A 7,766-nucleotide genomic window follows, 5' to 3' on the forward strand; every position below is an offset into this window, starting at 1 on the left:
CCCCCGAAGTGCTGCGCGCCTCCCCCCGAGGGGGCGCCCCCGATGGCCCGGCAAAGCCGGTTCCATGGGGGCCGCTGGGTATGAAGCGCTTTCCTTGGCATGCGGTGGTGTTCCTCGCACCGGCCGTGCTGGTCTACACCGCGTTCAGCGCCTGGCCGCTGGTCGACACGCTGCGGCTCAGCGCCTACGGCACCGGGCCCGATGGCGCGGTGTCGTTCGTCGGGCTGCAGAACTTCCGCACGCTGCTGTTCGACGCGCAGTGGTTCGAGAGCTTCCGCAACGCGATGGTGAACAACGTCGAGTTCTTCGTCATCCACTCGCTGGTGCAGAACCCGGTGGCGCTGGTGCTGGCGGCACTGCTGTCGCTGCGCGGCCTGCGCGGCGCGGCGGCCTACCGCACGGTGCTGTTCCTGCCGACGCTGCTGTCGGTGGTGATCATCGGCTTCAGCTGGCAGCTGATCCTGTCGCCGCTGTGGGGCGTCACCGAGAAGCTGCTCTGCTTCGTCGGGCTGGAGCGCTTCTTCGGCCCGTGGCTCGGCATGGAGGAGACCGCGCTGCCGGTGCTGACGCTGATGTCGGTGTGGCAGTTCATCGGCATCCCGATGATGCTGATCTACGCGGCGCTGATCGCGATCCCCGAGGACATCATCGAGGCCGCCGTGGTCGAGGGCGCCGGGCCGTGGCGCATCTTCTGGGCGATCCGGCTGCCGCTGATCCTGCCGACGCTCGGGCTCGTCAACATCCTGACCTTCGTCGGCAATTTCAATGCGTTCGACCTGGTGTATGCGGTGAAGGGCGCGTCGGCCGGCCCGAACTTCGCGACCGACCTGCTGGGCACGCTGTTCTACCGCACCTTCTTCGGCTACCAGTCGCAGCCGGGCAGCGCGACGATGGGCGCGGCGCTCGCGACGCTGATGTTCCTGGTGATCCTGTCGGGCATCGCGGTCTACCTGTTCGTCGTGCAGCGGCGGCTGCGGAGGTTCGCGCTGTGAGCCGCTCGATCCGCTCGCCGGTCCGTTCACTCTTCGTGCACCTGACGCTCGGCGGCTACTCGCTGCTGGTGCTGTTCCCGATCCTGCTGGTGCTGGTCAACTCGTTCAAGACGCGGCGCGCGATCTTCGACGACCCGCTCGGGCTGCCCACCACTGCCACGCTCAGCGTGGTCGGCTATGCCAAGGTGCTGGGCAACGCGTCGATCGGCGGCATGTTCGCCAACAGCGTCATCGTCACCGGCTGCTCGCTGGTCCTGATCCTGCTGCTCGGCGCGATGGCCGCGTGGGCGCTGACCGAGTACCGCTTTCCCGGCAACCGGCTGCTGGCGCTGTTCCTCGCGTTCGGGATCATGGTGCCGATCCGGCTCGGCTCGGTGTCGATCCTGCAGACCATGGTGGCGTTGAACCTCGTCAACACGCTGACCGCGCTGATGCTGGTGTACGTGGCGCAGGGGCTGCCGCTGGCGATCCTGATCCTGTCGGAGTTCATCCGCCAGGTGCCTGGCGAGCTGAAGGACGCGGCGCGCTGCGACGGCGTCAGCGAGTACGTGATCTTCCTGCGCATCGTGCTGCCGCTGGTGCGGCCGGCGGTCGCGACGGTGGGCGTGTTCACGATGGTGCCGATCTGGAACGACCTGTGGTTCCCGCTGATCCTCGCGCCCTCGGAAGGCACGCAGACGCTGACGCTCGGCGTGCAGCAGTTCATCGGCCAGTTCGCGACCGACTGGAACGCCGTGCTGGCCGCGCTGTCGCTGGCGGTGCTGCCGGTGCTGGTGGTGTATGCGCTGCTGTCGCGGCAGCTGATCCGCGGCATCACCGCGGGTGCTCTCAAGTGAAGAAGTGAATTCCGCCCACCCATGACCCAAGTCACGCTGACCAACGTCTCGAAATCCTATGGCGACACCGTCGTGCTGCAAGGCGTCGACCTGCAGATCGACGCCGGCGAGTTCGTCGTGCTGGTCGGCCCSWSCGGCTGCGGCAAGACCACRCTGCTGCGCATGATGTGCGGGCTCGAGGAGATCACCGGCGGCGAGCTCGCGATCGACGGCGTGGTGGTGAACCACCTGCCGCCGGCGCAGCGCGGCATCGCGATGGTGTTCCAGAGCTACGCGCTGTACCCGCACATGAACGTGTTCGACAACATGGCCTTCGGCCTGAAGCTGCACGGTGCCGACCGCGCCGAGCGCAAGCGGCGCATCGAGGCCGCGGCCAAGGCGCTGCACATCGACCACCTGCTGCAGCGGCTGCCGCGCGAGCTCTCCGGCGGGCAGCGCCAGCGCGTCGCGATCGGCCGAGCCATCGTGCGCGACCCGAAGCTCTTCCTGTTCGACGAGCCGCTGTCGAACCTGGATGCCTCGCTGCGCGTGAAGACGCGCGTCGAGCTGGCGCGGCTGCACCGCGAGCTGAAGGCGACGATGGTCTACGTGACGCACGACCAAGTCGAGGCGATGACGCTCGGCGACAAGATCGTCGTGATGCACGAGGGCCGGGTGCAGCAGGCCGGCACGCCGGTCGAGCTGTACGAGCAGCCGGCGAACCGCTTCGTCGCCACCTTCATCGGCTCGCCGGCGATCAACCTGCTGCCGGCGACCGTGTCGGCCAGCGGCCGCGACGGCCTGGTGCTGGCACTCGCGCGCGGCGCACAGGCTAGGGCGCAGGTCGAGGCCGGCGAGTTGCGCAACGGCCAGGCGGTGGAGATCGGCATCCGGCCGGAGCACTTCACGAGCGTGGCGCCGAATGCGATGGCCAGCGCCGCGCAGGACGGCGACGGCGTGCGCTTCGAGGGCGAGGTGGTGCTGGTGGAGCAGCTCGGCGAATCGCACCTCGTCTACATGCGCACCGACGGCGGCGAGGAACTGGTGATGCGCGGCAGCGCGCTGACCCGCGCCCGGCCGGGCGACCGGGTGGCTTGGYGGGCGCCGGCCCAGGCGCTGCACGTGTTCGATGCGGAGGGCCGGGCGCACCGGCGGCTGCACGGGTTGGAATCCCTGGAGGGCACGCGGACAAACGCGTAGGCGCCGGACCGTGTTGCAAAACTACAATGCGACCCGCGTCGTGGGTGCAAGGCAGCCGCGACACGCTGTTTTCCCCCGCATCCCGAGGACCGACCTACCGTGAAACGAGCATCTCTCCGGCTGAAGCTGGTTGTCGTGTCAGCCACCATCGCAAGCACCCTGGGATCGGCGCAGGCCGCCGGCCTGTTCGATTCAGTGCTGGGMCGCGAGGGCACCCAGGCCGAGCAGAGCGCGAAGGCCCGGCAGCGCATCTGGCGCATCCGCGAGTTCAGCACCGTGCAACTGCTGGGCCGCGAGGCCGGTGCCCCGGAGAACCAGCACCCGGTGAAACTGAACGCCGACGCGCTGCGGATCGCGCTGGGGCAGTTCAAGTCGCTCGATTCGCGCGGCAAGGAACGCCCGCTGTTCGACGCGGACGAACTGGCCGAGATCAGCGAGCCGATCGCCCAGGCCTTCGCGAATGCCGAGCCCGGCGACGACGTGCTGCTGGTGTCGAGCGCCCGGCGCGACGGCTTCCTGGCGCCGCCGACGGCCGTCACCGCGCGGCTGTTCGTCGAGGGCGGCAACCTGAATTTCATCGCCCACGACAGCAACTTCGAGTTCGTGCACATCGTGCGCTCGACCAGCATGTCGCCGAACTTCCTGTACGGCGCGCGCGGCAAGGCGTCGGATGTGAAGCTGGTCGGCGCCGGTGCGGGCAACCGGCGCAGCGACTGGCTGACGGTGTCGCTGACGCAGGCCACCACCGTGCCGACGCCGCCGCCCCCGCCGCCGCTGGTGCTGGCGGCACCGCCCGCGGCCGCTGCGACGCTCACGCCGGTGGCACCGTCCGTTGCGGCGCCGGCGGTCGCGGCACCGGCTGCGCCGATCGTCAAGCCGGCCGACCCGAAGGCCGACGAGATCGAGCGCCGCCTGACCGCGCTGAAGCAGCTGCGCGACAAGGGCCTGATCACCGACGACGAGTACAAGCAGAAGCGCAAGGACATCCTGCAATCGCTGTGACCTGCCGCCGGATCCGACATCGTCCCCCCGAAGAGGGAGTCAATCGGATGGATGGATTCGCGGCGCGGCATCGAACATAGTCTCGCCTCGCGGCAGGGGTTGCCGTCGTGGAGCGCGAGATGCAGTTCGATCAGCAATTCAACGAGGGTGATTTCCGGATCTATGTGGCAGCGCAGGACAGCGGCCGCGGCCGCGGCTACACGGCCGCCGTCGTCGTGAGCCGCGTGCGCGGCGCGGTGAACACGCCCTGCGAGGTGTACCGCGACTGCTGCCTGGCCGGCGGCCACCGCTGGATCTCGCGCAGCGCCGCGCTGTCGTATGCGGTGTCGGTGGGGCGGGAGATCGCGCACACCGAGCCGTCGCGGCTGGCGCATTGCTGATCTGGAATCGCGCGCTGAAATCGATCTCTCAAAACGGACCGACAAAGAAAAAGCGGATGGTGCAAGCACCATCCGCCCGAAGAAGCCGCAGTGTCATTGGGAGGAGGGAGGAGGTAACTGCGGCTCCGTGTCCGTGACTTTAACCCGGGATGCACCCTCAATTTGTAGGACGACACGCCGTTTTGTTGCGAATGGTGTGCTCATCCCCCGCCGCCCCCTTCGCCCTCGCCATCGGCCAGGCGTGACGGGTCGAGCAGCCGCTCGAGCTCGGCGCGGCCGAGTTCGGTCTGCTCGTCGGCCACGTCGAGGATGGGGCGCCCTTCGCGGTAGGCCTGCTTCGCGATCTCGGCGGCGCGCGCATAGCCGATCAGCGGATTCAGCGCGGTCACCAGGATCGGGTTGCGCGACAGCGCATCGCGCAAACGATCGCCGCGCACCGTGAAGCCGGCGATCGCCTTGTCGGCCAGCAGGTGGCTGACGCGTGCGAGCAGCTCCAGGCTCTCGACGAGGTTGCGTGCGACCAGCGGCAGCATCACGTTCAGCTCGAAGTTGCCGGACTGGCCGGCGATGGTGATCGCGGCGTCGTTGCCGATCACCTGGGCCGCGACCATCGTGGTCGCCTCGGGGATCACCGGGTTGACCTTGCCGGGCATGATCGACGAGCCCGGCTGCAGCGCCTCGAGCTCGATCTCGCCGAGGCCGGCCAGCGGGCCGGAGTTCATCCAGCGCAGGTCGTTGGCGATCTTCATCAGGCTCGCGGCCAGGCTCTTGAGCTGGCCCGAGACCGAGACCGCGGTGTCCTGCGCGCCCATCAGTGCGAAGTAGTCGTCGCCGGGGCGGAAGGCCTGTTGCGTGAGGCCGGCCAGCTCCTCGCAGGCCAGGCGCGCGAAATCCGGGTGCGCGTTGACGCCGGTGCCGACGGCGGTGCCGCCGAGCGCGAGCTGGGCCAGGTCGCCGCGCAGGGCCTCGAGCCGCGCGATCTGCGCATCGACCTGCGAGGCCCAGCCGCCGAGCGCCTGGCTCAGGCGCACCGGCATCGCGTCCATCAGGTGGGTGCGGCCGGTCTTCACGTGCTCGTGCACGCTGCGGGCCTTGTCGCGCGTCACCTTCGACAGGTGGTGCAGCGCGGGCAGCAGCTGCTCGGCGAGCACGACGCCGGCGCTGACGTGGATCGCGCTCGGGATCACGTCGTTGCTGCTCTGGCCGTGGTTGACATGGTCGTTGGCCGAGACCGGGCGGCCGAGGCGGCGCGTCGCGAGCGTCGCGATCACCTCGTTGGCGTTCATGTTCGAGCTGGTGCCCGAGCCGGTCTGGAAGACGTCGAGCGGGAAGTGCGGCATGAAGTCGCCGTCGAGCAGCTCGCGGCAGGCGGCCTCGATCGCCTGCGCGGTGTCGGGCTCGAGCTTGCCCAGGCGCGCATTGGCCCGTGCGGCGGCGAGCTTGAGCTGGATCAGCGCGCGGATGAACGCCGCCGGCAGCCGGCCGCCGCTGACGGGGAAGTTCAGCACGGCGCGCTGCGTCTGCGCGCCGTACAGCGCGTCGGCGGGGACGGCGATGTCGCCGAGGCTGTCGTGTTCGAGGCGGGTGGCGGGGGAGGGCATGGAGGCGGGGCGTCAGTGGGGGAGGAATGGATCATGGCCGACGCGGGCCGACCTCGATGCATGCATTGATAATCGCCGGGGTTGCCTCGAAGATCCGCTGCCGGCGTGGCGAAATCGGTATACGCAAGGGACTTAAAATCCCTCCTCCTCGCGGAGATGCGGGTTCAAGTCCCGCCGCCGGCACCATGCGTTGACTTTGTTCACTTGGTCCCGGCCGGCGCCCGGTTGTACCGTTCCATTCCCTGGCGTGAAGCAGTAGATCGCCTCTTCTGACTTCCGGCCGGCATGCACCTCGTCAACCCCACGCCTTACCTTGCTGGATGGAACGTCGGCCATCGACCCGACGGGCGCGAACTCGCGGTGGTCGTCGTCAAGGCCAGCTTCGTGCTGAGCAGTTGTGGGGAGGGAACGCCGCAGCTCGCGCAGGCGCAACTGCCGCTGTACGAGGCCGACGTGCCGGGCCAGGATCCGGCGCGCAACGCCCCGGTCCACGAGAACGACTTCAGCGTCTTCAAGCCGCATTGCGACATCCTGCTGAGGGCCCGCGCCCACGCGCCGGGCGGCCGGCCCGTGACGCGGATGGAGGCCGGCTTCATGGTGGGCAGCTGCCGCAAGGTGGTGACGGTGCTCGGCCACCGCGAATGGCGCCGTGGCGTGATCGGCGTGGCGGCGACCGATCCGCAGCCGTTCACGACGCAGGAGATCGGCTACGACCATGCGTTCGGCGGCACGGACATCGATCCGTCGGACCCCGGCCGCATCGAGCTGTACCGGCCCAATCCGGCAGGCACCGGCTATTGCCGCTTCCGGCAGAACCTGCCCGGCATGGCCTTGCCGGCGACCGAGGAACCCGGTCATCCGGTCGAGCGGCCGGACGGGCACTACCGCCCGATGGCCTTCGGTCCGCTGGGGCGGCATTGGCTGCCGCGCGTCGCGCATGCCGGCACCTACGACGAGCGCTGGCAGCGCGAGAAGATGCCCTGGCTGCCTGACGACTTCGACCCGCGCTACCACCAGGCGGCGCCACCCGACCAGCAGATTCCCTATCCCCACGGCGGCGAGCCCATCGTGCTGGCGCACCTGAGTCCGCTGCCGCGCATCGAGGCCCGGCTGCCGAGGGAGCCCGTGCACGTGCGCTTCGTGCGCCATGGCGCGCCGGTCCTGGACGTGCAGGCGCAGATCGACACGGTGTTCATCGAGCCGGACGAAGACCGCCTGTGCCTGACGTGGCGTGCGAGTTGCCCGCTGATCCGTGACCCGTTCGAACTTCGCGAAATGCAGATCGAGACCACCTCCACCCGCACCCCCGGCCTGCTGCGTGCACGCCAGACCGGCAAGAAGCACTACCGCGGCCTGGCTGCGCTGGCGCGTGCGCGCAAGGGTGGCGCATGAGCCGCGCTGCGGGCCTCTCGGTGTTCGGCCACGCGATGCTCACCGCGGTGGGCGCCGACGGGCCGGCCACCTGCGCCGCGATGCGCGCCGGCATCAATGGCGCCCGCCGCGCCAAGCTGTGGGACTTCACGGTCGGTGAAGACCTGAACGCGGCGCGGCCGCGCCTGCACCAGTGGTGGGAAGGGCCGACGATGACCGCGCCGCTGGCCATTCCGGTGATCACTCAATGCGCGCAGCGGGCCGCGGAACTCGGCATGGCGCCTGCCGCGTCCGGCGCCCTCGCGCTGCCGGTGCTCGTCATCCTGCCGCCTGCGGACCGGCCGTTTCGCGCCCCTGACCTCGAACCGATGGTGATGAGCGACCTCGCCCGCCACTGGGGTGGCG

General features: G+C 69.5%; 7 protein-coding genes, 1 tRNA gene and 1 pseudogene. 8 read left to right on the plus strand and 1 reads right to left on the minus strand.

Features of this window, described 5'->3' with window-relative positions; all coding sequences use genetic code 11:
* Positions 1-80 precede the first annotated feature (80 nt).
* The 5 genes from AC1D1T_RS14580 to AC1D1T_RS14600 all read left to right on the plus strand — a co-directional run bounded on the left by AC1D1T_RS14580 (position 81) and on the right by AC1D1T_RS14600 (position 4,389).
* Positions 81-992 (plus strand): carbohydrate ABC transporter permease, encoded by a 912-nt coding sequence (locus AC1D1T_RS14580; RefSeq protein WP_477844857.1) that lies wholly within the window; start codon positions 81-83, stop codon positions 990-992.
* Entirely contained in the window at positions 989-1,828 is an 840-nt protein-coding gene (locus tag AC1D1T_RS14585; protein WP_477992049.1) for a carbohydrate ABC transporter permease, read from the plus strand. Before AC1D1T_RS14580 ends, AC1D1T_RS14585 begins: the two co-directional genes overlap by 4 nt.
* A gap of 21 nt (positions 1,829-1,849) precedes the next feature.
* Positions 1,850-3,007 (plus strand): ABC transporter ATP-binding protein, encoded by a 1,158-nt coding sequence (locus tag AC1D1T_RS14590; protein ID WP_477992050.1) that lies wholly within the window; start codon positions 1,850-1,852, stop codon positions 3,005-3,007.
* Between the two features lie 135 nt (positions 3,008-3,142).
* Complete coding sequence (locus AC1D1T_RS14595) at positions 3,143-4,009, plus strand: SHOCT domain-containing protein (RefSeq protein WP_477992051.1); 867 nt, start codon at positions 3,143-3,145, stop codon at positions 4,007-4,009.
* Positions 4,010-4,128: 119 nt separating this feature from the next.
* Positions 4,129-4,389 carry a hypothetical protein gene (locus AC1D1T_RS14600; RefSeq protein WP_082004222.1) on the plus strand — a complete coding sequence of 87 codons (261 nt, stop codon included), beginning with the start codon at positions 4,129-4,131 and terminating at the stop codon, positions 4,387-4,389.
* Positions 4,390-4,589: 200 nt separating this feature from the next.
* Here the strand turns inward: AC1D1T_RS14600 and AC1D1T_RS14605 are convergent, their stop codons facing one another.
* The gene (locus tag AC1D1T_RS14605) at positions 4,590-5,990 is read right to left on the minus strand and encodes a class II fumarate hydratase (protein ID WP_477992052.1); all 1,401 of its coding nucleotides are present in this window, start codon (positions 5,988-5,990) and stop codon (positions 4,590-4,592) included.
* Between the two features lie 99 nt (positions 5,991-6,089).
* On the opposite strand from AC1D1T_RS14605, the gene AC1D1T_RS14610 reads away from it, so the two are divergent.
* From AC1D1T_RS14610 to AC1D1T_RS14620, 3 genes and pseudogenes are all read left to right on the plus strand, one after another.
* A tRNA-Leu gene (locus AC1D1T_RS14610) sits at positions 6,090-6,176 on the plus strand.
* Positions 6,177-6,275: 99 nt separating this feature from the next.
* Entirely contained in the window at positions 6,276-7,382 is a 1,107-nt protein-coding gene (locus AC1D1T_RS14615; protein ID WP_477826148.1) for a DUF2169 family type VI secretion system accessory protein, read from the plus strand.
* Positions 7,379-7,766, plus strand: a pseudogene (locus tag AC1D1T_RS14620) (hypothetical protein); the annotation flags it as partial. The gene AC1D1T_RS14615 and the pseudogene AC1D1T_RS14620, both read left to right, overlap by 4 nt.

It is taken from the genome of Rhizobacter sp. P2_H3, from assembly GCF_056403355.1.

Coding starts and splice junctions, on each gene's coding strand:
- AC1D1T_RS14600 (WP_082004222.1), top strand. CDS start 4,129: ATGCAGTTCGATCAGCAATTCAACGAGGGTGATTTCCGGATCTATGTG.
- AC1D1T_RS14580 (WP_477844857.1), top strand. CDS start 81: ATGAAGCGCTTTCCTTGGCATGCGGTGGTGTTCCTCGCACCGGCCGTG.
- AC1D1T_RS14615 (WP_477826148.1), top strand. CDS start 6,276: ATGCACCTCGTCAACCCCACGCCTTACCTTGCTGGATGGAACGTCGGC.
- AC1D1T_RS14605 (WP_477992052.1), bottom strand. CDS start 5,990: ATGCCCTCCCCCGCCACCCGCCTCGAACACGACAGCCTCGGCGACATC.